Below are 23,506 nucleotides of genomic sequence, written 5' to 3' on the forward strand. Positions count from 1 at the left end.
CCGTGTTAATCATAGAGGCCATGCTGCTGGACCGGCGCATGGCTGAGATTATCGCGAATGCGCCGCACCGACTCGCGCACCACCAGCCTGCCATTCAGCAGCAGGCTGCCGGTGGGTGTGCCTGGATTCAGTCGCATCTCCTGCAACATTCTCACTGCCGCTGCGCCCAGCTCATCACGCGGCACCTGCACCGAGGTCAGCGGAATATCGTGGATAGCGGCCAGATTAAAGCCATCCATACTCATCACCGAAATATCCTGCGGCACCCGCAGACCGGCCTGCTCCAGCGCAGTGACGGCGCCTGCCGCAATGTAATCACCGCTGGCGAGAATCGCGGTCGGGCGCAGCGCATCAGGGCAGTGGCGCAGATATTCACTCAGCCGTTCCGCCGCTTCATTGCTGCTGAAGCTGTTCAGGGTCAGCAGATGCTGGCGGCTGTCAAACCGCAGGTTCATGGCATGCCAGGCGTCGCGCACCCCCTGCAATCGCTGCTCCATGGTGTAGCGGCGTAAGCAATGCAGCGACAGGATCTGCCGGTGTCCCTGCTCAAACAGATAGCGCGCTGAGAATTCACCAATCAGCTGATGATGGGGCGAGACTGAAGGCAGACGCATTCGGCGATCGCGGGCGTTAATCAGCACGCAGGGTTTGTTCATCTCCGCCGCCAGCTGATGAATATGCTCATCATCAATGCCGATCAGCAGTGCCGCTTCGGTCTGCTGCATCTTATCGATAAACAGCGCCGCATCACTTTCCACCTCCTCCAGCGGGCAGTAGCGCAGCCGCACCTCATGCGGCTCCACCGCCTGGCTGATCCCCTGAATCACTTTGTAGTAGAAGATGTCACTGCGTACATCAAAGGCGCGCGGCGGGGCAAAGACCATCAGGTTATTCAGCAGCAGGCGACCACTGTGCAGATTGTTAAGCACGCCCTGCTGCTGCGCTACGGCCAGCACTTTGTCACGGGTGGCGGGCCGGGTATTGGCTTTACCCGCCAGCACCCGCGACACCGTACTGATGGAGACGCCGCTGAGTGCCGCAATTTCGCTTACTTTCAGCCTTTGTTTCATTCTGTGATCGCCTTCAAATCTGCTGATGAAAAATTTTTCATAACCTGCTGAATCGCGTCAGATAAGCGTTTCAGTGCCATTTTCTGCCGGGATTCAGCCTGCCATGAAAAGCGTTGCAAAAAAGTGTCTGTACCCACGTTTCGCACTTTTCTAAGTTCGTTACAGGACACGCGGTACGCCAGCAGGCGGTGTGCGTCATCAATGGCAATCAGGAGTGGCACAATGAGCCTCGAATCAACAACCAAACCCATCAGTGCATCCCGCACGGTGCGCGTGATTAAAAATTTACGCTGGTGGATGCTGGGAATGTTCCTGCTGGGTGTAACCGTCAACTACATCACCCGCAACTCGCTCGGCATTCTGGCACCGGAACTTAAAAACAGTCTGCACATGACGACCGAACAGTACTCCTGGGTGGTGGCGGCGTTTCAGCTGGCCTATACCCTGTTTCAGCCAATCTGCGGCTGGCTGATCGATGTGATCGGACTGAAGATGGGCTTCCTGATCTGTGCGCTGATCTGGTCGGTGACCTGTCTGCTGCACGCCGGTGCGGGAAGCTGGCTGCATCTGGCATTGCTGCGCTTTGTCATGGGCGCCTCTGAGGCGGCGGCAACGCCCGCGAACGCCAAAGCGATCGGTGACTGGTTTCCGAAAAAGGAGCGTCCGGTCGCGGCGGGCTGGGCGGGCGTCGGCTTTTCGATTGGTGCCATGCTGGCGCCACCGATTATCTATGTCGCGCACATAACGTTTGGCTGGCAGGGCGCCTTTCTGCTGACCGGCGGGCTGGGCCTGCTGTGGGTTGCACTCTGGTGGTGGGGCTATCACTCGCCTGAGAGCCATCCTCGTCTCTCTGATGAGGAGCGGGCCTTTATTAATCAGGACAACGAAGCGATCGGGGAAAAACTGCCGTTCTTCACCGCGCTGAAATTGATTGGTAAAGAGAAGAAATTCTACGGCATCGCCATCCCGGCTTTTCTGGCCGAACCCGCCTGGGCGGTACTGAGCTTCTGGGTGCCGCTCTATCTGGCCAATGAGCGCGGCATGGATCTCAAGCAGATCGTGATGTTCGCCTGGCTGCCGTTTCTGGCTGCCGACCTCGGCAGCGTTGCCAGCGGCTATCTGACCAAAATCTATGTGCGCTGGTTTGGTCTCACCCGCGTCAATTCGATTGTCGCCAGTTCGGTGACCGGCGCACTGCTAATGGTCTCCCTGGCGCTGATGACGCTGGTAAAAGATCCCTGGCTGGCGATCGCCCTGATCTCCGTCGGTGGCTTCGGCCATCAGGTGATCTCCTGCATGCTGAGCGCGCTGGTGGTGGAGCGTTTTGATCGCCGCCAGATGGCCACGGTCAACGGCATGCGCGGCTCCTGCGCCTGGATCGCCAGCTTTATCTTCTCGCTGATTATCGGTGTCACCGCCGATACCATCGGCTTCAATCCGCTGTTTGTGGCGATGGGCTTCTTTGACCTGATTGGTGCCGTTTTCCTGGTGATGCTGGTCGCCGAACGCCGCCAGCGCCCTGCTAACCCATAAGGATATCGCGATGAAAACCCTGAAGAACTGGACGCTGCATCAGCAGGCCGATCACTTTGTTGAACTCAAGGTCGAAGATCGTCACTTCCTGCGGCTTTACGTGCTGGAGGATAAGCTGATGCGCGTGCTGCTGAAGCGCGACGGTGAGCTGGCGCTGAACCGCACCTGGAGCATTGCGCCTGTCAGCGACGTGCCCTGGCAGGGGCGGGATCGTGAGGCGCTGGATGGCTTTACGCTGCCGGCATTTAAGGTTGAACACGATGCGCAGCAGTTGTGCATCAGCACGCAACGGCTGCGTGTCACGGTGCATCAGCCGCTCTGCCTGAGCTGGGAGCAGTTTGATGGTGAGAGCTGGCAGCCGCTGGCCGCCGACCGTCACACCGGTGCCTATCTGCTCAATGCACACGGTGATGGAGTCGAGCACTATCAGCGTCGCCAGCCGCAGGATCGGGTTTATGGCCTGGGCGAGAAGAGCGGCGACCTGAACCGCGTTAACCGCCGTTTTGAGATGCGTAATCTGGACGCCATGGGCTACAACGCCGCCAGCACCGATCCGCTCTATAAACATATTCCGTTTACCCTGACGCAGCGCGATGGCGTCAGTTTTGGCCTGTTCTATGACAACCTGAGCAGCAGCTGGCTCGATCTGGGGAATGAGCTGGATAACTACCATCTCCCTTATCGCCGTTACCGCGCCGAAGCGGGCGATCTTGATTACTACATGATGCTGGGCCCGACGCTGCTCGACGTCACCAAAGCCTTTGTGCGTCTGACCGGTCGCACCCTGTTTCAGCCGAAGTGGAGCCTGGGCTACAGCGGGTCCACCATGCACTACACCGACGCGCCCGACGCGCAGCAGCAGCTGCAATCCTTTATCCGTCTGTGTCGCGAGCATGAAATTCCCTGCGACTCGTTCCAGCTCTCTTCGGGTTACACCTCGATTAACAACAAGCGCTACGTTTTCAACTGGAACTATGACAAAGTCCCGAATCCCAATGCGCTTAGCGACGCGTTTCATACTGCCGGAATGAAGCTGGCGGCCAACATCAAGCCCTGCCTGCTGCAGGATCATCCGCGCTATCAGGAAGTGGCTGCGCAGGGGCTGTTTATTCGTGACTCTGAGCAGGATCGTCCTGAGCGGTCGGTTTTCTGGGACGATGAAGGATCGCACCTCGACTTCACTCATCCGCAGGCGGTGCGCTGGTGGCAGGAGAATGTCACCCGGCAGCTGCTGGAAAAGGGCATCGATTCCACCTGGAATGACAACAACGAATATGAGGTGTGGGATGGCGAAGCGCGCTGTCACGGTTTTGGTCAGCCGATCGCCATCAAGCATATCCGGCCGGTAATGCCGTTGCTGATGATGCGCGCCTCAATGGAAGCCCAGCAGCAGTTTGCACCGGACAAACGCCCTTATCTGATCTCCCGTTCCGGCTGCGCCGGGATGCAGCGCTATGTACAGACCTGGAGCGGCGATAACCGCACCAGCTGGCAAACCCTGCGCTACAACATCCGCATGGGACTGGGGATGAGCCTCTCCGGGCTATTTAACGTCGGGCACGATGTCGGCGGCTTCTCGGGCGATAAGCCGGATGCCGAGCTGTTTGTGCGCTGGGTTCAGAATGGCGTTATGCACCCGCGCTTTACTATCCACTCCTGGAATGACGATCACACGGTAAACGAGCCCTGGATGTACCCGGAAGTCACACCGATGATCCGCGAGGCGATCCGGCTGCGCTATCGCCTGATGCCCTACCTCTATAACCTGGCGTGGCAGGCCAGCGTGGAAGATGAGCCGATGCTGCGCCCGACCTTCCTCGATCACGAGCAGGATCCGCTGACCTATCAGGAGTGTGATGACTTTATGCTGGGGCGCGATCTGCTGGTCGCCAGCGTAGTAGAGCAGGGGGCGCGCAGTCGTGAAGTCTATCTGCCCCGTAACGGCGGCGGCTGGTATGACTGGCACAGCGGCAAGGCATTTGCGGGCGGTGAGACTATCACGCTGGATGCGCCGCTGGATCGGTTGCCGCTGCTGGTAAGGGCCGGTGCGGTGATCCCGCTGGGCGAGTGCGAAAGCACCACCGATGCGCGGCGCGACACGGTGCGGCAATGGCAGCTATGGCCTGCCCCCGAAGGCGTGCAGACTCAAGGCGAAATGTTTGATGACGATGGCGAGAGCCACGGCTGGCAGCAGGGTAATGCGCTATGGCTTCGCTGGACGCTCTGCAGCAGCGCCACGCGTATCGATCTGACGGTGGAAAAACGTGGAGATTACCAGCCAGCCTGGCGGGAGATCGCGCTGTTACTGCCTGCGGGTGAAAGCCGTGAACTGTGGGTGAATGGCGTGAAAGCCGCGAGTTACCGGCTGGAATAGCGGTGCAGTGGTGTCAGCAAGACGGCAATAAGATCGGCCCCGAAAAGGGGCCGATAAACATTATTCTGCGTGGTTCTCGGTGCTCATGCGACCCAGATCTTTATCGACCAGGAACAGACCGTTGCCGCTGTTGCTGACCAGCGCCAGTTTATCCAGCACGGTTTTGAACAGTTTCTCTTCTTCATGCTGCTCGGCAACATACCACTGCAGGAAGTTGAAGGTAGAGTAATCCTGTGAGGTCATGGCGGCATGGGCCAGTTCATTGATTTTGCTGGTGATCAGCTGCTCATGCTCCAGCGCCTGCTGCAGAATTTCATTCAGCGAGGTGAAAGAGACTGGCGGCGCAGCGATGGTACCCAGCACCGGCATGCCGCCGGTATCGCTCAGGTAATCAAACAGACGCTGCATATGCTGCATCTCTTCGCGTGAATGCATCTTCAGGAAGGAAGCGGCACCCTCAAAGCCTTTGTCGCTGCACCAGGCGCTCATTTGCAGATAAAGATTGGCAGAGAAAAATTCCAGGTTCAGCTGGTCGTTTAAACGCCCAGTCATTTCAGCAGTCAGCATGGCCGAGTCCTTTTAAGAAGATGTTAAATAAACAGGTATAGTCGGTGAATTATGCATCAAATATGTTAGTAAAGCGAAGGCTTTTCCGCAAAAACAGCTAATTTATCTGATTGATTTAAATAGAATTATTTCACAAATTGAATACGAGCGATTCTCATTCTGCATCACTCCTTATCGGGCAACAAAATCAGGATTTCAGCACCATGATAGTGCGCCCGGTCGCTATCCTGCTGGTGCAATCGCCGCTGAAGCTGGAGAAATAGCGGTCATCTGATAACGCGCCGGAAATATCACGTTGCCGTCAGAAAAAGATATTTCGCAGAGCCATAACAGGCATGGCGTGGATTAAACGCCCAGAGGTGACAGCAGGGGCATTAATCATCGCGCGCCAATCGGCTCTGGCATAAATCATGCTTAGAACTCAGTTCCATATATTGAAACTTGCCATGGCAGGGAACAGGCTGCAAGCCAGGTTATCAGGAGAAAATAATGTCAGATGAAAGTGTTATTAGTCCGGTAAAAATGACGGCGACCAAAGGCAGTTATGTCGCGTTAATTTTTGCCATCCTGTTTTTCTCAGGGCTGTTTTATAACGTCGAGGGTCTTTCATGGCTGGGCGCCTTTGACTTCACCACGCTGGGCGGCAGCTTTGGCACCATGAAAGATCCCGCCAGCAACACCTTTCTTGGCGCAGGCGGACTCAGTGCCAAAGCGGGTTTCCTGTTTGCGCTGTCGCTGACGCCCACGGTGATGCTGGCGCTGGGCGTGCTGGAAATCTTCACCCACTACGGCGCGATTCGCGCGGCGCATCGGTTGCTGACGCCGCTGCTTAAGCCGCTGATGGGGCTGCCGGGCCATTGCGGTCTGGCGTTAATCACCGACCTGCAAAGTACCGACGCGGGCGCGGCATTAACCAAAGAGATGGCCGACCAGAATCAGATCGGTAAAAAAGAGGTGGTGGTGATGAGTGCCTGGCAATATTCCGGTGCCGGCTTAATCAATAATTATTTCGCCATCGGCTCCGCGCTATTCGCCTCAATGACGCTGCCGATTATTATTCCGCTGTTATTAATGTTCGTGCTGAAATTTGTCGGTGCGGCGATAACGCGCGCTGTGTTAAACAGTGTTTATAAAAAGGATTTCGCCGATGGAAAATAAAATCACGACCAGCAGTAATCCCTTTGATGTGTTTGTGACCGGCGCGCGTAAAGGCTTTCACATCGCCATTCACAACCTGATGCCAAATGTGGTGATGGCCTATGTGCTGGCAGAAGTGCTCAATCTGCTCGGCATCATGCAGTTTCTCGGGCACGTTTTTGCGCCAGTGATGGGGCTGTTCGGCCTGCCGGGTGAGGCAATTACGGTGCTGCTCACCGCCTGGCTCTCGTCGTCGGCGGGCACCGGCGTAGCGGTGAGTCTGCTGACCAAAGGGCTGCTGACCGGCGCGGATATCACGATTCTGGCCCCGGCGATTTTCCTGATGGGATCGCAGCTGCAATATATGGGACGGCTGCTGGGCGTGGCCGATGTGCCAAAAAAATACTGGCCGCTGCTGATGCTGGTGAGCATCATCAACGCGCTGATCGCAATGTCTGTTATGCGTCTGTTTATTCAGGAGTAACGCTGTGTCTGAGGTATTAGAGCATTACCACTATTTACACGAAATTCCGGAGCTGGGTTTTCAGGAGGTGAAAACCTCGGCCTACATCGCCGATCAGCTGGAGAAAGCGGGCCTGAAGGTGACGCGCAATATCAATAACACCACGGGCATTGTGGCCGAGATCGACAGCGGTGTGCCGGGTCCGGTGCTGGCGCTGCGCGCGGATATGGATGCGCTGGGGCACATCATTGATGGCGTGCCGTGTGCGCGCCACACCTGCGGTCACGACGGTCACTCTTCGGTCGTGCTGACGGCGGCGACGGCTCTGCTGCAGGAGGGCGCGGTGAAACGTGGCCGGCTGAAGATCCTGTTCCAGCCCGCCGAGGAGCTGGGCGCCGGTGCGCTCTCAATGATCGAAGGTGGCGCACTGGATGATGTGGAGATGATTCTGGGGTTCCATCTGCGTCCGCTGGAGGAGTGCGTGGTCGGCCAGGCGGTGCCTGCGGTGCTCTACTCAGCCTGCAGCACGCTGGAAGCGACCATCAAAGGCCAGCCCGCCCATGCGGCGCGTCCGCACCTGGGGGTGAATGCGCTGGATGCTGCCGTACAGGCGGTTCAGGCGGTCAACGCCATCCACCTCTCGCCCGGCCTGACCTGGAGCGTCAAAGCGACCCGCTTCCTGTGCGACGCCGGTGTCACCAACTCGGTGCCGGATGAAGCCCGCGTAGTCTGGGATCTGCGTTCGCAGGAGAACGGGCCGATGACGCTGCTGAAAGAGCAGGTCACGCGCGCCATTACTCACAGCGTGGCGGCCCTGGGTGCCAGCGCCGAGGTCCGCGTATTAAAAGAGATGCCCGCCGCCGAGATTGATGATGAGGCGACGGCGGTGATCCGCGCCGCGATCGTCGAGGTGCTGGGCGAAGAGGGCGCGCTGTCAACCCGGACCACGCCGGGCAGCGAGGACTTTTTCTACTATCCGGTGAAGCGTCCGGGTGTAAAAGCGGGCTTCTGGGGGCTGGGCACCAACCTGACGCCCGGATTGCATCATCCCGACATGCATTTTGATCTCGACTCGCTGGAGATTGGTGTGCAGATCTTCAAAGCCTGCGTCAGAAAGGTGCTGGGATAACGGAGGCGGGGCGGGTGCAGACCCGTCCCGCTTTGTTGCGGCATCCACCTTTCCCCGATTCCCCGCCCCTGAAATCCTGCCCCTCTCCCTGTAGGCCGCGCGCGCAAAATATTGTATGCTATGCCGCCTTAAAGCTGACCAGGTAACCGGAATTCACGCCAATGTAACTTCGCGCTGACCCGCCAACGATGAAAGATCGTTTTTGGCACCGTTTACCCGCCGGTAAGGTTCTGCCGGCCACCGTGATTTATCAGCAGCGCCAGTAAGTTGCGCTGCCTATTGAGAAGAATTCCATGTCTAATCCCTTTTTAGAAGAGGTGGCACGCCGCCGCACCTTCGCGATCATTTCGCACCCGGATGCCGGTAAAACCACCATTACCGAAAAAGTGTTGCTGTTCGGACAGGCTATCCAGACCGCCGGTACGGTAAAAGGCCGTGGCTCTAACCAGCACGCTAAGTCGGACTGGATGGAGATGGAGAAACAGCGTGGTATCTCCATTACCACCTCGGTGATGCAGTTCCCCTATCGCGATAGCCTGGTGAACCTGCTGGATACCCCGGGCCACGAAGATTTCTCGGAAGATACCTACCGTACGCTGACCGCGGTTGACTGCTGTCTGATGGTGATTGATGCCGCTAAAGGCGTCGAGGATCGTACCCGCAAGCTGATGGAAGTTACCCGTCTGCGCGATACGCCGATCCTGACCTTTATGAACAAACTTGACCGTGACATCCGCGACCCGATGGAAGTGCTGGATGAGGTGGAAAGCGAGCTGAAAATTGCCTGCGCACCGATCACCTGGCCTATCGGCTGCGGCAAGCTGTTCAAAGGGGTTTATCACCTCTACAAAGATGAGACCTATCTCTACCAGACCGGTAAAGGCCACACCATTCAGGATGTCCGCATCGTGAAGGGGCTGAACAACCCGGACCTCGACACCGCAGTCGGTGACGATCTGGCGGCACAGCTGCGTGAAGAGCTGGAGCTGGTACAGGGCGCATCGCACGAGTTTGAGCAGGAAGCCTTCCTGAGCGGCAAACTGTCGCCGGTCTTCTTCGGCACCGCGCTGGGTAACTTTGGCGTTGACCATATGCTGGATGGCCTGGTGGCATGGGCACCGCGTCCGATGCCGCGTGACACCGACACCCGCACGGTAGAAGCGAAAGAAGAGAAGTTCACCGGTTTCGTGTTTAAGATCCAGGCCAACATGGACCCGAAACACCGCGACCGCGTGGCCTTTATGCGTGTGGTGTCCGGTAAATATGAAAAAGGGATGAAGCTGCGTCAGGTGCGCACCGGCAAAGATGTGGTGATCTCCGACGCCCTGACCTTTATGGCGGGCGACCGTTCGCACGTTGAAGAGGCTTATCCTGGCGATATCATCGGCCTGCATAACCACGGCACCATTCAGATTGGCGACACCTTTACTCAGGGTGAAAACATGAAGTTCACCGGTATTCCGAACTTCGCGCCAGAGCTGTTCCGCCGTATTCGTCTGCGCGATCCGCTGAAGCAGAAACAGCTGCTGAAAGGGCTGGTTCAGCTGTCGGAAGAGGGTGCGGTACAGGTGTTCCGTCCGGTGCATAACAACGATCTGATCGTGGGTGCGGTCGGGGTGCTGCAGTTCGATGTGGTGGTTGCCCGTCTGAAAAGCGAATATAACGTCGAAGCGATCTACGAAGCGATCAACGTTTCTACGGCGCGCTGGGTTGAATGCAGCGACGCGAAAAAGTTTGAGGACTTCCAGCGCAAAAACGAAGTTAACCTGGCACTCGATGGCGGCAATAATTTGACTTATATTGCGCCAACCATGGTTAATCTTAATATTACGCAGGAACGTTACCCCGACGTCCGTTTCCGCAAAACGCGCGAGCACTAATCGCCTGTTTCCGGGCCATTCCAGCTGGGAGTGGCCCTGTTTTCCTCCTTCCAGACTCCTCCTAAAAACCCCGTTTTTCTTCTGTTTTGACGTGTGATCAACCAGTTAGCCAGGCAAATTGCAAAATGCCGTCTATGATTACTCTATCGGACGGCGGAAGAGACTTCTCTTGTCCTTACGTCCTGTAACGCAGCGGCACTTGTGCCTCTGTTGCGCCCACAGTTTTTGGGTGAGTTAACTGATAGAAGGAAGATATCGATGAACAAGACTAAGATTGCTAAAACCCTGATGGCCGCCATGATTGGCTCAGCACTGATCAGCGGCAGCGCACTGGCTGACGAATCAATGTCGCAGAAAGCGTCACAGACAGCCGACAGCGCGGGTTCAAAAATCGATAGTTCTATGAAAAAAGTCGATGGTTATATGGATGACAGCGGCATCACCGCCAAAGCCAAAGCGGCGCTGGTAGATGATGACGCAATTAAAAGCACGGATATCTCGGTAAAAACGCATAGCGGCGTCGTGACCTTAAGCGGTTTCGTCACCTCACAGGATCAGGCTGAGAAGGCTGTGGCTGTGGTGCAGAAAATCGAAGGTGTTAAATCCGTCAGCGACAAACTACACGTCAGAGACAGCAAAGCATCATCAATGAAAGGTTATGCGGGCGATACCGCCACGACCAGCGAAATTAAAGCTAAGCTATTAGCGGATGACATTGTTCCGTCGCGCAACGTAAAAGTTGAGACCACCGACGGCGTTGTTCAGCTTTCAGGGCAGGTTGCTAATCAGGCACAGTCAGATCGTGCAGAAAGCATTGCTAAAGCCATTGAAGGCGTGAAAAGCGTTAAGAATGACCTGACGGTTAAATCTTAAGCTTGCGTACGGCCACTTCTGTGGCCGTACGAATAAAAGATACCCATCCGGGGATGAAATAAGCAGATCGATTTTAAAATATTCGATTTTTAAATAGGGTAAGGAGAGGCTTATGTTTCGTTGGGGCATTATTTTTCTGGTGATCGCACTGATCGCTGCAGCGTTAGGTTTTGGCGGTTTAGCGGGCACAGCAGCATGGGCAGCTAAAGTTGTCTTCGTCGTTGGTATTATCCTGTTCCTCATCAGCCTGTTTACCGGCCGTAAAAAGCTTTAGCCGATGAGTCCTGCAGTGTAATGCAACGCAAAGCATAGAGCGGAGACCAGTCATCTGTAGCGACTGACGTGAAGAGAGGGACACCTTCACATCGCTGCAAGGTAAGCCAGCCCAGCTGGCCTGCCGGTTAAAGGAACATATGACTGGTTCTCCGGAATGCTGCCGTCTTTAACGGATCGATCCTCCAGCAGACCCGGAACCGCTTTTTGAGGTTCGCACAGTGGGTATACGCATTCCTGTCACGCTCGGCGCCATTGAACCTCTGGCCCTGACTCCGTTTAAATCTCAGAAAATTGCGCTGGTTTGTGAAGGCGGCGGTCAACGCGGCATTTTCACCGCAGGCGTGTTAGATGAATTTCAGCGTGCCCGATTCAACCCCTTTCAGCTGATGCTCGGCACCTCTGCCGGTGCACAAAATCTTTCTGCCTTTGTCTGTGGTCAGCCCGGCTATGCCCGACGTGTGATTACCCGCTATACCACCAGTAAACTCTTTTTTGATCCGCTGCGCTTTGTGCGTGGTGGCAATCTGATCGACCTCGACTGGCTGATAGATATTACCCGCAGTGAATTTCCGCTGGCGATGAGCAGCGCGGAGCAGCTGTTCTCCAGCGGCCGCGAGTTTTATATGTGCGCCTGCCGCAGTGACGACTACACGCCCGGCTACTTCAACCCGACCGCCGATAACTGGCTGGATCTGATCAAAGCCTCCAGTGCCATTCCCGGTTTTTACCGGCTGGGGGTCAGTCTGGAAGGGATCAGCTATCTCGATGGCGGCATCAGCGATGCGATTCCGGTGCGTGAAGCCGCCCGCCGTGGCGCTGATACCATTGTGGTGATCCGCACCGTGCCCTCGCAGATGTTCTACACCCCGAAATGGTTTAAGCGGATGGAACGCTGGCTCAGCACCGGCGCACTGCAGCCGATGATCAACGTGCTGAATAAGCATGAGCAGAGCTATCGGGAAATTCAGCAGTTCATTGAGAATCCGCCCGATGATTTGCGCATTATCGAAATCTTTCCGCCGCATGCGCTGGCCAGCAGTGCGCTGGGGAGCCGCATCGCTTCACTGAATCAGGATTATCATCTGGGACGGCGTTGTGGTCGCTATTTCCTCGCCACGCTGGGCCAGTGGCTGAGCGATGCGGAACCGATGACCACGGCGCGTATCGTAACGCCGCCTGCACCGGTAGCCAATGCACCCGATACCCGCCTCATCATCACACCGCCGCTGGCGGATAATGATGCTGATTACGACAAAGGATCGCTGGCATGAAGTTTATCGATACGCACTGCCACTTCGATTTCCCGCCGTTTGAAGGGGATATCTCTGGCAGCCTGGCACGTGCTGCAGAAGCGGGCGTGGAAAAGATTATCGTTCCGGCGATCGATGCCAGCCGCTTTGAGCGGGTCTGCGCGTTAGCCTCGGCGCATCCGCCGCTCTATGCCGCGCTGGGCCTGCATCCGATCGTCATCGAAAATCATCAGGAGGCCCATCTCGACCAGCTGGAAACCTTACTGCAACAGCGGCCGCGTAAGCTGGTGGCGATCGGCGAGATCGGGCTGGATCTCTATCGCGACGATCCGCAGTTTGATAAGCAGCAACGCTTTCTTGAGGCGCAGCTTAAGCTGGCGAAAGCGTATCAGCTGCCGGTGATCCTGCATTCGCGCCGCACTCATGACAAACTGGCGCAGATTCTGCGTCGTTACGATCTGCCGCGCCGTGGCGTGGTGCATGGTTTTGCGGGCAGCCTGCAGCAGGCGCAGGCCTTTATTAAGCTGGGTTATGCGATTGGCATCGGCGGGACCATTACCTATGAACGCGCCAGCAAAACCCGTCAGACCGTGGCGCAGCTGCCGCTCTCTTCGCTGCTGCTGGAAACCGATGCACCCGATATGCCGCTGCAGGGCTTTCAGGGCCAGCCTAATCGTCCGGAGCGGGCGCGTCAGGTGTGGGAGGTGCTCTGCAGCCTGCGTGAAGAGTCACCTGAGGAGATTGCCGATGCGCTGTGGCACAACAGTCAGCAGCTATTTCAGCTCGACCCCGCTTTCCCGGCGCTGCGCAACTGACCCCCCGCGTCTCACCCGACCTGCAGCCTTCGCGCTTAAATGTGATAATAGTAACATTGCACCCGCTGGCGTATAATGACCATCAGGTACCGTTATCTGTAATGTTAGTCACAGTAAACGTGGCAATGTTGCATTAATTTCTTATTCCTATGTGACTCCTGGCACATATCAGGCCGCATCAGAGTGTTATTATTATAACATTCCGCCGGCGAGCCGGTGGGTTGCACCCCGATCCTTTGGAGAGCCTCATGACCGATATCAAAGACCTTGCCCTGCGCGCCCTGAAACTGATGGATTTAACCACCCTGAATGACGACGACACCGACGCAAAAGTGATCGCCCTGTGTCATCAGGCCAAATCCCCGGCAGGCAACACCGCCGCAATCTGTATCTATCCGCGTTTTATTCCGATTGCCCGTAAAACGCTGCGCGAGCAGGGTACCCCGGAGATCCGCATCGCCACGGTGACTAACTTCCCGCACGGCAATGACGACATTGATATTGCGCTGGCAGAAACCCGCGCCGCTATCGCCTACGGTGCCGATGAAGTGGATGTGGTGTTCCCGTATCGTGCGCTGATCGCCGGTAACAGTCAGGTCGGTTTCGATCTGGTGAAAGCCTGTAAAACCGCCTGTGCCGAAGCAGATGTGCTGCTGAAAGTGATCATCGAAACCGGTGAACTGAAGCAGGAAGCGCTGATCCGTCAGGCCTCTGAGATTGCCATTGATGCCGGTGCCGATTTCATCAAAACCTCTACCGGTAAAGTGCCGGTTAACGCCACGCCTGAAGTGGCGCAGATCATGATGAACGTGATCCGTGATAAAGGCGTCAGCCAGCAGGTTGGCTTTAAGCCCGCTGGTGGCGTGCGCACCGCTGAAGATGCCGCGATCTATCTGAAAATGGCGGAAGAGACGCTGGGTGCCGACTGGGCCGATGCGCGTCATTTCCGCTTTGGTGCATCAAGCCTGCTGGCGAGCCTGCTCAACACCCTGGGTCATGACAGCGACACCAGCAAAGCGGGTTACTGATCCTTCAGGCGGTCGCTGACCGCCTGTTCCCCATCCTGATTTCCCTGAACCAGGGGGTTACCTTGTTCCTGCCACAAGAAATAATTCGCAAAAAACGTGACGGCCATGCGCTGACTGAAGAGGAGATTCGCTTCTTCATCAATGGCGTGCGTGATAACACCGTTTCGGAAGGTCAGATTGCCGCGCTGGCGATGACCATCTATTTCCACGACATGACGCTGCCTGAGCGGGTCGCGCTGACTATGGCGATGCGTGATTCCGGTACGGTACTGAACTGGAAATCACTTAATCTCAATGGCCCGGTGGTGGATAAGCACTCGACCGGCGGCGTCGGCGATGTGACGTCGCTGATGTTAGGGCCGATGGTCGCGGCCTGCGGCGGATATGTCCCGATGATCTCGGGTCGTGGCCTTGGCCATACCGGCGGCACGCTGGATAAACTGGAAGCGATTCCGGGCTTCGATATCTTCCCGAGCGATGATCGCTTCCGCGAGATCATTAAGCAGGTGGGTGTGGCGATTATCGGCCAGACCAGCTCGCTGGCACCGGCGGATAAGCGTTTCTACGCCACGCGTGACATCACCGCCACCGTCGATTCGATCCCGCTGATTACCGCCTCGATTCTGGCGAAGAAGCTGGCAGAAGGGCTGGATGCACTGGTGATGGATGTCAAAGTGGGTTCCGGTGCGTTTATGCCAACCTATGAGGCGTCAGAAAGTCTGGCGCAGTCAATTGTTGGCGTCGCTAATGGCGCAGGCTGCCAGACCACCGCACTGCTGACGGATATGAACCAGGTTCTCGCCTCCTCAGCCGGTAACGCGCTGGAAGTGCGTGAAGCGGTTCGCTTCCTGACCGGCGAAGAGCGGAATCCGCGCCTGCTGGAAGTGACGCTGGCGCTCTGCAGCGAAATGCTGGTCTCCGGCAAACTGGCCGCCAGCGACACCGAAGCGCGTCAGAAGCTGATGACGGTGCTGGACAATGGCAAAGCAGCCGAGGTATTTGGTCGTATGGTCGCTGCCCAGCAGGGACCTGCCGATTTCGTGGAACGCTACGACGCTTATCTGCCGCAGGCGATGCTGAGCAAGCCGGTGTATGCCGACCAGCCAGGCATCGTCAGCAGCATGGATACCCGTGCGCTGGGTCTGGCGGTGGTGGCAATGGGCGGCGGACGTCAGCGTGCCAGCGACAGTATTGATTACAGCGTCGGCTTAAGCGACATGATCACCCTGGGCGAACGTGCCGATGCGCAGCGTCCACTGGCGATCATTCACGCCAGCAGCGAAGACAAATGGCAGCAGGCCGCCGCCGCGGTCAAAGCCGCGCTGGTGCTCGGTAATTCCGCCCCGGCTGAGACGCCGGTTGTCTATCGTCGTGTGAGCGATATGAGCTAACTGACCGGTAACCGGTGCCAGCTGCGATGCATTCGGGTATACTGATCTGATCGCTTTTTTTTGACTTGTCACGCGCCAATGCGCAGGAGACTTGCATGAAACGTGCTTTTATTATGGTTCTCGATTCCTTTGGAATTGGCTCCAGTAAAGATGCCGATAAATTCGGCGACGCAGGTTCGGATACTTTAGGTCACATCGCCGAAGCCTGTTTCAGGGGTGAAGCAGACAAGGGACGTAAAGGCCCATTGCATCTGCCTAATCTAACCGCGCTGGGTCTGGGCAAAGCCGCAGAGCTGTCGACCGGCCGCTTCCCGGCAGGTCTGGATCCTGAGGCGAAAATCACCGGCGCGTACGCTTACGCCAGCGAGCTTTCGTCAGGTAAAGATACGCCGTCAGGCCACTGGGAGATCGCCGGTGTGCCGGTACTGTTTGACTGGGGCTACTTCAGCGACAAAGAGAACAGCTTCCCTCAGGAACTGCTGGACAAACTGGTCGAGCGCGCAGATCTGCCGGGCTATCTCGGGAACTGCCACTCTTCAGGTACAGTGATCCTCGACCAACTGGGCGAAGAGCATATGAAAACCGGCAAGCCGATTTTCTATACCTCTGCGGACTCGGTGTTCCAGATAGCCTGTCACGAAGAGACTTTTGGTCTGGATCGACTCTATGCGCTGTGCGAAATCGCCCGTGAAGAGCTGACCGAAGGTGGCTACAACATTGGCCGGGTTATCGCCCGTCCGTTTGTGGGCGACAAAGCGGGTCAGTTCGAGCGCACCGGCAATCGTCACGACCTGGCAGTTGAGCCACCATCCGCCACCATGCTGAAAAAGCTGGTGGATGAGAAGGGCGGTCACGTGATCTCCGTGGGTAAAATCGCCGATATCTATGCTGAGCAGGGCATTACCAAAAAGGTCAAAGCGACCGGTCTGGATGCGCTGTTTGACGCGACGATTCAGGAGATGAAAACCGCGCCGGATCAGGCGATTGTTTTCACTAACTTCGTTGATTTCGACTCAACCTGGGGACATCGTCGTGATGTTGCCGGTTATGCGGGCGGGCTGGAGCTGTTTGACCGTCGTCTGCCTGAGCTGATGGAGTTAGTCGGAGAAGATGACATTCTGATCCTGACCGCTGACCACGGCTGTGACCCGACGTGGGAAGGTACTGAACACACGCGTGAGCACATTCCGATTCTTATCTACGGACCGAAAGTCGAGCCGGGTTCACTCGGTTACCGCGAAACTTTCGCCGATATTGGTCAGACAATTGCACACTATTTTGGCCTGTCCGAGATGGACTATGGCAAGAACATGCTGTAAATCAGCAATTTAATAAGGATTAAACAATGGCAACCCCTCATATTAATGCTGAAATGGGCGATTTCGCAGACGTCGTGCTGATGCCTGGCGATCCGCTGCGTGCAAAGCACATTGCTGAAACCTTCCTGGAAAATCCGGTAGAAGTGAACAACGTGCGCGGGATGCTGGGCTACACCGGCACCTATAAGGGCCGCAAAGTCTCTGTAATGGGCCATGGAATGGGTATTCCTTCCTGCTCCATCTACACCAAAGAGCTGATCACCGACTTCGGCGTGAAAAAGATCATCCGTGTGGGCTCCTGTGGTGCCGTGCGTGCCGATGTAAAACTGCGTGACATCGTGATTGGTATGGGTGCCTGCACCGATTCCAAAGTGAACCGTATGCGTTTCAAAGATCACGATTTTGCTGCGATTGCTGACTTCGACATGGTGCGTAACGCGGTTGATGCGGCGAAAAACCTGGGTGTTGAAGCGCGCGTAGGTAACATCTTCTCTGCCGATCTCTTCTACACTCCGGATCCGCAGATGTTCGACGTGATGGAAAAATATGGCATCCTCGGCGTTGAGATGGAAGCTGCAGGTATCTACGGTGTGGCCGCAGAGTTCGGTGCTAAAGCGCTGACCATCTGCACCGTATCAGACCACATCCGTACGCACGAGCAGACCACCGCTGCTGAGCGTCAGACCACCTTCAACGACATGATCAAGATTGCGCTGGAGTCTGTTCTGCTGGGTGATTAATCAGCGTGGCAGGCATTGACGCCTGCTGCCTGATCTCCCTGTGCAGATCCCCCTTAACCGGGGGATCTGCATTTTCCCGCCTCGCCGTCCCGGTAACATTCACATCAAATGACACACTTTTGGTCAGGCTTGTGCATCTTCGCGCTGGCACGCCCGCGATCGCGCTTTATCATGGTGCGCAATAACAGATAATAATTAATCGCCTGATAATGCCCCCTGATGAACTTTCGTAACTTCGAAGCTGAAGAGAAGCTGTTTGCCCGCCGCGCTGCAATAGCCTTTGCTCTGGTCTGTCTCTGTTTCACCATTCTTGGCGTAAACCTTTTTCGCTTACAGGTGCGCGACCATGGCTATTACCAGACGCGCTCCAACCAGAACGACATCAAAATGATCCCCATTGCGCCGACGCGTGGGCTGATTTATGACCGCAATGGCATTCCGCTGGTGCGAAACGTCAGCTGGTACGCCATTACGCTGACGCCTTACAAAATCAGCGACATGGACGCCACGCTGCGGGCACTCACGCCGATCGTTAATCTGACGCCGGACGAAATCGACACCTTCCGCCATGCGCTGAAGCAGACCAGCCGTTACAAGCCGGTGGTGCTGAAAGAGGAGCTGACTGAAGAGCAGGTCGCCCGCTTTGCGGTCAATCAGTTTCACTTCACCGGCGCCAGCATTGAGACCTACCAGGATCGTGAATATCCCTATGGCGCGGATCTGGCGCATGTGATCGGCTATGTGTCGAAAATCAACGATAACGACTATAAACGGCTAAATGCGGAAGGCATCGCCGAAAACTATGCGGCTGACCATAACATTGGTAAGCAGGGGATTGAGGGCTATTACGAAGCGCTGCTGCACGGCAAGCCGGGTTATCAGGAAGTGGAAGTGGATAATCATGGCCGCATTGTGCGGGTGCTGAAAGAGGTACCGCCGGTCGCGGGTAAAAACCTGACGCTGACGCTGGATCTGCACCTGCAACAGTATGTGGAAAGCCTGCTGGCGGGGCAGCGTGCGGCGCTGCTGATTGAAGATCCGCACGACGGCTCCGTGCTGGCGATGGTCTCCAGCCCCAGCTACGATCCCAATCCGTTTGTGAAAGGCATCAGCTATCAGGCCTACAAAAAGCTGCTACAGGATAAAGACCTGCCGCTGATTAACCGCGTCACGCAGGGACTCTATCCGCCCGCCTCCACGGTGAAGCCTTACATGGCGATGTCGGCGCTGCTGACTCATGTGATTACGCCGCAGTCGCAATTCTTTGGCGCACCCACCTGGACGCTGCCAGGCACGGACCGGCGCTATCGCGACTGGAAAAAAACCGGGCACGGCATGCTGGATGTGACGCGGGCAATCGAAGAGTCCGCCGATACCTTTTTCTACCAGGTGGCGTTTATGATGGGCATCGATCGCATTCACACCATGCTCAGCCAGTTTGGCTATGGTAAATCGACCGGTATCGACCTGAATGAGGAGTACAGCGGCTTACTGCCGAGCCGGGAGTGGAAGCAGAAGGTGCATAAAAAGGCCTGGTATCAGGGTGATACGGTTTCAGTCGGTATTGGACAGGGTTACTGGATTGCGACACCCATTCAGATGGTGAAAGCGATGGTGGCGCTGATTAATAACGGTCGGGTCATTGCCCCCCATCTGCTGGAGAAAACCCAGCGCGGCACGCTGGTGGAGAACTATCATCCGCAGCAGCATGAAGCGCAGATTGGCGATCCCCATTCACCTTACTGGTCGCTGGTACGCCACGCGATGTTTGGCATGGCTAACGCACCCAACGGCACCGGTTATAAATATTTCCACACGGCACCCTATGGCATCGCCGCGAAGAGCGGGACGTCGCAGGTGTTCAGCCTGCGCCAGAACCAGACCTATAACGCGAAAATGATCCCGGTGCGGCTGCGTGACCATATCTTCTACACCGCCTTTGCGCCCTTTAATGACCCGAAAGTGGCGGTAGCGTTAATTCTGGAGAATGGTGGCAACGAAGGGATTACTGCGGCACCCGTAATGCGGGCGATTCTGGATCATATCTTTATCCCGCCGGTGCCAGAAGCGCCGGTTCAGGCAACACCTTAAAAGGGGGCGGTTGCCCCCGCAGAGCGTCAGACTTTAAGCGTTTTGGTCACCTGGCCGATGGCGCGTACTACATCCGTTGCGCCTTCACGGATTTCCGCAATCACGCCGCCCGCCTCCTGGGCCAGCTGTACGCCCTGATCGGCGCGCTTCAGGTTGGATTCAATTCCTTTCAATGCCCGGCTCGCCAGCTGATGGTTTTGCTGTATCCGATTTTCGATGTCGGTGGTGGCCCGATTGATGTTTGCTGCCAGCGTGCGGACTTCATTAGCCACTACCGCAAAGCTGCGGCCATGGGTTCCGGCCCGCGCCGCTTCAATAGCGGCATTCAACGCCAGCAGGTTAGTCTGATCGGCTATCCGGCGGATACCTTCCACAATCGCACCGATACGCTCTGAGGATTCACTCAGTCCGGTAATATCACCGGAGATCCCCTGCAGTTCACCCGCCAGGGCGTTCATGGTCTGCACGCTGCTGGCGATAACATCGGCACCCAGCTTTGTGCTTTCATCCGTTTGCAGCGCGGTGTGATAAGCCCGCTGTGCCGCATCATGTTCCTGCTGATTCTTTTCCACCTGCGCGGTCACATCGGTGGCGAATTTCACGATTTTGTAGAGCCTGCCCTGTTCGTCAAAAACCGGGTTGTAGGTGGCGCGCAGCCAGATAGTCTCACCCCGTTTATTGACCCGGGGAAACTGACCTGAGACAAATTCGCCGCGGTTCAGCTGCTGCCAGAACTCGCTATATTCGCGGCTGTCGCGCAGCGCCTGCGAGCAGAAGCGACGGTGGTGAACACCTTCTACCTCCTCACGACGATAACCCATGGTTTTCAGGAAGTTGTCATTGGCTTTCAGCACTTCACCTTTGAGGTTAAAAGCGATCACCGCCATCGACCGTTCTATGGCGGTGGTGATGGCGCGCTGCTCCTGCGCATCGTTGATATGATCGGTGATGTCGGTTGCCAGTTTGACGATTTTAATCACCCGGCCATGGCGGTTCTGCACCGGCACATAGTTGGCTTCGAGCCATACCGGTCGGCCGTTTTTCGCCACGCGCAGGAACTTATCGCTGAAGCTTTCGCCCCGGTTCAGTCGCAGCCAGAAATCCTGATAGTCCCGCGACTCAAGCTGCTCTGCGGTACAAAACAGGCTGTGGTGCTGGTCTTCGATCTCCGCCAGCGTGTAGCCCATGCGCGCCAGAAACAGCGCATTCGCGCTGAGAATGGTGCCATCGGGGGAGAATTCAATCATGGCGATGGAGCCGTTGAGAGAGCTCAGCGTTGCCGCTGAGTGTGAACGCTTCTGCCAGCTGTGACGGGAAGCGATACCTGATGTAATGGTGGAAAACATGGCGATCCTTATTATTAGTGTTGGTCTCGCATGCTATATCGGCAATTTCGCGTCACAATGCAGACTCTGCCTGCTTTCTGACTAAAATATATCCGGCCAACAGAGAGGTTTATGGCGGCAGGTCAGACCCACTCTTTGGGTTGATGGAAAAGCGGTCAGTCGATTTGATTTTGGTGAAAAGCGTTTGACGCTGCCGGGCCGCTTTGGTTTAATGCGCCCCGTTGCCCGAATAGCTCAGTCGGTAGAGCAGGGGATTGAAAATCCCCGTGTCCCTGGTTCGATTCCGGGTTCGGGCACCATCTTTAAAGAACCCGCCTCTGGCGGGTTTTTGCTTTTTTAAGGCCACCCGATTCGCCATGTCCCCGAACATTCCGAATTTCGCCTCTCCCGCGCCCATTCCACTTCTCAACCCTGTAGCAACACAAACAGATTTCATGGCGAAACCAATTGCCAGGTTTGCCTCTGTGCTGCATTGCCAGACTGGCACCGCCTGATATCCTGTCCAGCCTGCAATTGACCGCGGCTAATCGTGTTTTATAAGCCACCCTTTACAGAATCAGCCTGACAGGCACAATACCCCTTTTTCCTCCTCTCACACGGTTATGTCAGAAGAAGCGCTGCGTCTGCAGATACAGAACCTCAAAAAGCACAATGCGCGTCTGAAGCGTATAGCGCATGACGCCCGCACAAAACTCAATGCGGCGCTGGATGGTACCGGGTTGTTCCTGTGGCAGCTGGATATTCCCAGCGGCAAACTGGTGATCTTCAACCGGCGCTGGGGGGCGATGCTGGGCTTCCAGCCGAAAGAGACCGACGCCAACTTTGAATCCTGGAAAGAGAGCCTGCATCCCGATGATGCCGCCGACGTTCTACAGGCATTCAACGACCACATCGCCGGGAAAGCGCCTTATTACGAGGCTCTGCACCGCATGATCGCCAAAAATGGCAGCATTACGTGGGTGCTGGATCGGGGCCGGGTCAGCGAATGGAATGCGCACGGAGAGCCGGTTAAAGTGATCGGCACTCACATCGATATGACCAAAGAGAAGCAATATGAGGAGCAGCTCGCCCTGCTGGCGCTGCACGATCCCCTTACGCTGCTCAACAATCGTCATGCTCTGCAGAATTATTTCTGTGAAATGAAAGCTCAGGGACCGCTCTGCGTGGTCTTTATTGACCTGGATAACTTCAAACACGTCAACGACACCCTGGGGCACCGCAGCGGAGATGAAGTCCTCATCCAGTTAAGTCAGCGGTTTACGGAACTCTCTCCGGCAGAAGTGATCATTGGCCGACTGGGCGGCGACGAGTTTGTATTGTTAATACCCTTGGCGCTGAACCATCCGCGGGTAAAGACACTGGCGCACGCCTGTCTTGACGCGGTAATGACACCTTTTGATATGGCAAACGGGCATGCCCTCATTGGGGCGTCTGTCGGTGTGTCTCAGGCGCAGGACAAAGATGACTTTGATACTGCACTGCAGCGTGCTGATGAAGCGATGTACCGCATCAAGAAAAATGGCAAGCGCGGTGTCGCTTTTGATTCCACTTTTCCCGACTCCCTCTGACTCTGCTGAACAGGGCATATGTTTTGCCTGCCATTAACGCATAATCTCCCCCTCATGGCTTTGCGCTATCTCATTCATAACGTTGAGTTCCCCTTTTCGCAGGCATGCAAAATTTATGCGTATCCCCGCAGAAAATGCTTTTTAGTACTATTCCGAAAACCCGTTTTTTGCCCTCAGGAAGCAGAAATTCATTCGCTTCGCTTAGATTCAAATTTCATCGCTAAATCTGACCTCTCTTTTTAATAAAAATTTTCATTAAATCAGCAGAATTGATCGTTTATTGATCGATTCCGGCTATTTTTAACTGGTGCCATCAATGCGTCACGCTTCGCTTATTTTTGACGTAAAAGCAGGGTTTTAAATTTCTATTTAGCGCTTCGCTTGGGGAAATTGATCGTTTGTTGATCATCTTCACTACCTGGTGTTGATTAATCTATCTATTTACCGCTTCGCTTATATTTTTTTCAATTGGACTTTTTTTGAAAAAGATCGATTAATAGGGCGCGGCGATTTTCGTTATAAAGATTTTTCATGCCGCGGCTCTTTTATGAATTGAGAAGAGCGATGGTTGGAATCCGTTATCATTTCGGTTGAGGGTAGTACGATCATTAAGCCAGAACTGTGACGGGTTTTTTATTTATCTCACTTGATCGGTC

The 23,506-nt window shown here is 55.8% G+C and carries 20 protein-coding genes and 1 tRNA gene; 17 read left to right on the top strand and 4 right to left on the bottom strand.

Annotated elements, in window-relative coordinates:
* Nucleotides 1-5: 5 nt before the first annotated feature.
* A complete protein-coding gene (locus OK412_RS20865; protein WP_010248992.1) occupies nucleotides 6-1,070 on the bottom strand; it encodes a LacI family DNA-binding transcriptional regulator in 1,065 nt (354 codons plus the stop codon).
* Nucleotides 1,067-1,321, bottom strand: coding sequence for a hypothetical protein (locus tag OK412_RS20870; protein WP_010671102.1), 255 nt, complete (start codon nucleotides 1,319-1,321; stop codon nucleotides 1,067-1,069). The genes OK412_RS20865 and OK412_RS20870 overlap by 4 nt, the downstream gene beginning before the upstream one ends.
* On the opposite strand from OK412_RS20870, the gene OK412_RS20875 reads away from it, so the two are divergent.
* Both OK412_RS20875 and OK412_RS20880 read left to right on the top strand, forming a co-directional pair.
* Nucleotides 1,293-2,603, top strand: a complete 1,311-nt coding sequence (locus OK412_RS20875) for an MFS transporter (protein WP_187507354.1) — start codon at nucleotides 1,293-1,295, stop codon at nucleotides 2,601-2,603. The two genes, OK412_RS20870 and OK412_RS20875, sit on opposite strands and share 29 nt — an antisense overlap.
* Before the next feature lie 10 nt (nucleotides 2,604-2,613).
* Nucleotides 2,614-4,977 (top strand): glycoside hydrolase family 31 protein, encoded by a 2,364-nt coding sequence (locus OK412_RS20880; RefSeq protein WP_264353509.1) that lies wholly within the window; start codon nucleotides 2,614-2,616, stop codon nucleotides 4,975-4,977.
* 60 nt (nucleotides 4,978-5,037) lie between these two features.
* On the opposite strand, the gene ftnA is transcribed toward OK412_RS20880, so the two are convergent.
* Complete coding sequence (gene ftnA / locus OK412_RS20885) at nucleotides 5,038-5,544, bottom strand: non-heme ferritin (RefSeq protein ID WP_010248984.1); 507 nt, start codon at nucleotides 5,542-5,544, stop codon at nucleotides 5,038-5,040.
* Nucleotides 5,545-6,033: 489 nt separating this feature from the next.
* On the opposite strand from ftnA, the gene OK412_RS20890 reads away from it, so the two are divergent.
* From OK412_RS20890 to mrdA, 13 genes are all read left to right on the top strand, one after another.
* Complete coding sequence (locus OK412_RS20890) at nucleotides 6,034-6,702, top strand: nucleoside recognition domain-containing protein (RefSeq protein ID WP_033758794.1); 669 nt, start codon at nucleotides 6,034-6,036, stop codon at nucleotides 6,700-6,702.
* Entirely contained in the window at nucleotides 6,692-7,165 is a 474-nt protein-coding gene (locus OK412_RS20895) for a YjiG family protein (RefSeq protein WP_010248980.1), read from the top strand. The genes OK412_RS20890 and OK412_RS20895 overlap by 11 nt, the downstream gene beginning before the upstream one ends.
* A 4-nt stretch (nucleotides 7,166-7,169) precedes the next feature.
* Complete coding sequence (locus OK412_RS20900; RefSeq protein ID WP_010248978.1) at nucleotides 7,170-8,273, top strand: M20 peptidase aminoacylase family protein; 1,104 nt, start codon at nucleotides 7,170-7,172, stop codon at nucleotides 8,271-8,273.
* Nucleotides 8,274-8,566: 293 nt separating this feature from the next.
* On the top strand, nucleotides 8,567-10,153 hold the full coding sequence (gene prfC, locus OK412_RS20905; RefSeq protein WP_010671098.1) for a peptide chain release factor 3: 1,587 nt from the start codon (nucleotides 8,567-8,569) through the stop codon (nucleotides 10,151-10,153).
* Nucleotides 10,154-10,411: 258 nt separating this feature from the next.
* Nucleotides 10,412-11,026, top strand: a complete 615-nt coding sequence (gene osmY / locus OK412_RS20910; RefSeq protein WP_010671097.1) for a molecular chaperone OsmY — start codon at nucleotides 10,412-10,414, stop codon at nucleotides 11,024-11,026.
* Between the two features lie 112 nt (nucleotides 11,027-11,138).
* Entirely contained in the window at nucleotides 11,139-11,300 is a 162-nt protein-coding gene (locus OK412_RS20915; RefSeq protein ID WP_003848537.1) for a DUF1328 domain-containing protein, read from the top strand.
* 220 nt (nucleotides 11,301-11,520) lie between these two features.
* Nucleotides 11,521-12,573: a patatin family protein gene (locus tag OK412_RS20920; RefSeq protein WP_010248962.1), complete on the top strand. Its 1,053-nt coding sequence runs from the start codon at nucleotides 11,521-11,523 to the stop codon at nucleotides 12,571-12,573.
* Nucleotides 12,570-13,367, top strand: a complete 798-nt coding sequence (locus OK412_RS20925; protein WP_167423738.1) for a TatD family hydrolase — start codon at nucleotides 12,570-12,572, stop codon at nucleotides 13,365-13,367. Before OK412_RS20920 ends, OK412_RS20925 begins: the two co-directional genes overlap by 4 nt.
* Before the next feature lie 248 nt (nucleotides 13,368-13,615).
* Complete coding sequence (gene deoC / locus OK412_RS20930; protein ID WP_010248957.1) at nucleotides 13,616-14,395, top strand: deoxyribose-phosphate aldolase; 780 nt, start codon at nucleotides 13,616-13,618, stop codon at nucleotides 14,393-14,395.
* A 62-nt stretch (nucleotides 14,396-14,457) separates the two neighbouring features.
* The gene (gene deoA, locus OK412_RS20935) at nucleotides 14,458-15,786 is read left to right on the top strand and encodes a thymidine phosphorylase (RefSeq protein WP_129063133.1); all 1,329 of its coding nucleotides are present in this window, start codon (nucleotides 14,458-14,460) and stop codon (nucleotides 15,784-15,786) included.
* Between the two features lie 95 nt (nucleotides 15,787-15,881).
* Complete coding sequence (gene deoB, locus OK412_RS20940) at nucleotides 15,882-17,105, top strand: phosphopentomutase (protein WP_010671093.1); 1,224 nt, start codon at nucleotides 15,882-15,884, stop codon at nucleotides 17,103-17,105.
* Nucleotides 17,106-17,131: 26 nt separating this feature from the next.
* Nucleotides 17,132-17,845, top strand: a complete 714-nt coding sequence (gene deoD / locus OK412_RS20945) for a purine-nucleoside phosphorylase (protein WP_010248951.1) — start codon at nucleotides 17,132-17,134, stop codon at nucleotides 17,843-17,845.
* Nucleotides 17,846-18,064: 219 nt separating this feature from the next.
* The gene (gene mrdA / locus OK412_RS20950; RefSeq protein WP_045139630.1) at nucleotides 18,065-19,936 is read left to right on the top strand and encodes a penicillin-binding protein 2; all 1,872 of its coding nucleotides are present in this window, start codon (nucleotides 18,065-18,067) and stop codon (nucleotides 19,934-19,936) included.
* Nucleotides 19,937-19,962: 26 nt separating this feature from the next.
* Here the strand turns inward: mrdA and OK412_RS20955 are convergent, their stop codons facing one another.
* Nucleotides 19,963-21,282: a methyl-accepting chemotaxis protein gene (locus OK412_RS20955; protein ID WP_010248946.1), complete on the bottom strand. Its 1,320-nt coding sequence runs from the start codon at nucleotides 21,280-21,282 to the stop codon at nucleotides 19,963-19,965.
* Nucleotides 21,283-21,505: 223 nt separating this feature from the next.
* Here OK412_RS20955 and OK412_RS20960 point away from each other — a divergent pair.
* Both OK412_RS20960 and OK412_RS20965 read left to right on the top strand, forming a co-directional pair.
* A tRNA-Phe gene (locus OK412_RS20960) sits at nucleotides 21,506-21,581 on the top strand.
* Between the two features lie 303 nt (nucleotides 21,582-21,884).
* On the top strand, nucleotides 21,885-22,850 hold the full coding sequence (locus OK412_RS20965; RefSeq protein ID WP_089414922.1) for a sensor domain-containing diguanylate cyclase: 966 nt from the start codon (nucleotides 21,885-21,887) through the stop codon (nucleotides 22,848-22,850).
* The last annotated feature ends 656 nt before the right edge of the window (nucleotides 22,851-23,506 follow it).

It is taken from the genome of Pantoea sp. JV6 (assembly GCF_025910055.1).
Taxonomy (GTDB): Bacteria; Pseudomonadota; Gammaproteobacteria; order Enterobacterales; family Enterobacteriaceae; genus Pantoea; species Pantoea agglomerans.